1 protein-coding gene is annotated in these 1598 nt (G+C 70.0%); it reads left to right on the plus strand.

Features of this window, described 5'->3' with window-relative positions:
• Positions 1-193: 193 nt before the first annotated feature.
• On the plus strand, positions 194-1597 hold the full coding sequence (locus HUW62_RS47170; protein WP_255204047.1) for a serine/threonine-protein kinase: 1404 nt from the start codon (positions 194-196) through the stop codon (positions 1595-1597).
• Position 1598: the final 1 nt, after the last annotated feature.

Raw genomic sequence — 1598 nt, forward strand, 5'->3', positions numbered from 1 at the left:
GTCCCGCTCCGACCTGCGCCTCCTCAACGCCCTCGCCGTCACCCTCCCCGCTTCCCCCGCACGGCGACGCTCTTCTCCCGAGGAGTGAGAATGTGAATTCACAGAAAAGTCAGAGATGTCGATATTCGTGGACTTTTCTTAGGGCCTGACTTTCGCGTCCGTCCAGGTGCGGGTGTAGATTGAGCACCTTCCGATGAGTGGGACGACGCTGCCGCTCGCGCCGGATGCCTCCAAGGGCCGGTCGCTGGGCAAGTATGAGGTTCTCAGCCGCCTATCCACGGGCGGGATGGCGGAGATCTTCCTAGCGTCCCAGCGGGGCCTCGCTGGATTCCGCAAGTTGGTGGTTCTCAAGCAGATTCTGCCGGACATCCGAGGCGAGGAAGAGTTCATCCGGATGTTCCTGGACGAGGCCAAGGTGACGGCCGCGTTCAACCACCCGCACATCGCCCAGGTGTTCGACCTGGACATCGCGGAGGGCGAGCTGTTCCTGGCCATGGAGTTCGTGCCGGGAGCCACGCTGGTGGAGGTGGCGCGCGCGTGTCGGCAGGCCAGCCACCCCATCCCCATGGGCTTCAGTTTGATGGCGGTGCGGGACACCGCCGTGGCGCTGCACTACGCGCACACCTTCACGGACCCGCTCGGCCACCCTTCGCCCGTCATCCACCGTGACGTGGCGGAGAAGAACATCATGGTGACGTACGAGGGCGTCACCAAGCTGTTGGACTTCGGCATCGCCAAGAGCCTGGCGCGCGCCAGCCGCACCGCGGTGGGCATGGTGAAGGGCACCAGCGGCTACATGTCGCCCGAGCAGATCATGGGCGAGCCGCTGGACGCGCGCAGCGACTTGTTCAGCCTGGGCGTGGTGCTGCACGAGCTGCTCACCGGCATGCGGTTGTTCTACGCGAAGCAGGCCGAGGCGATGATGAACGCGGTGCTGAAGTGCGACGTCACGCCGCCTTCCCGCGCCAACAAGCAGATACCGCCGGAGCTGGACGCCATCGTCCTGCGCGCGCTGTCCAAGCGCCGCGAGGACCGCTACGCCTCCACGCTGGAGTTCGCCCGCGCCCTGGAGCGCGCGGTGGGCCCCCTCATCTGGCACCCCGAGCAGAGCAGCGAGGTGATGCGCCGCCTCTTCGCCGACCGCCGCGAGCAGACGCGCCAGTTGCTCATGGCCGGCCCCTCCGGTGACGTCACGGGCGAGACGAGCGTGGCGGCGATGCTCGCCATGGGTGGCTCGAACCCGGCCCCGGCCCCGGAGCTGCCCGAGCCGCTCACCATCAACACGACGTCCGGCCCTCCGGAGCCTCCGCCTCGCCGCGCCACGGGGACGCCGCCCGCCGCGAAGCAGCCCACCCCGCGTCGCGCCACCAGCATGCAGCCGGCGACGACGCCTCCCCCGCCTCCGCCTCCAGACTCGGAGCCGCGCAAGGCCGTGCTCCAGGCTCCGCCCCACAAACGCCTGGCGGGGCGGGGCGCCGCCTCGGAGTCCGCGCGCAGATGCCCTCCGCGCGCCCCGCGCCGGCGGCCGAGGAGCCCGCGCCCCGGAGCGAGGCCCGTCCCACTCGCAGCCGCACCACGGACACCCCGCGCCCCGTGAC

The organism is Myxococcus sp. AM011, assembly GCF_013372595.1.
Lineage (GTDB): Bacteria > Myxococcota > Myxococcia > Myxococcales > Myxococcaceae > Myxococcus > Myxococcus eversor.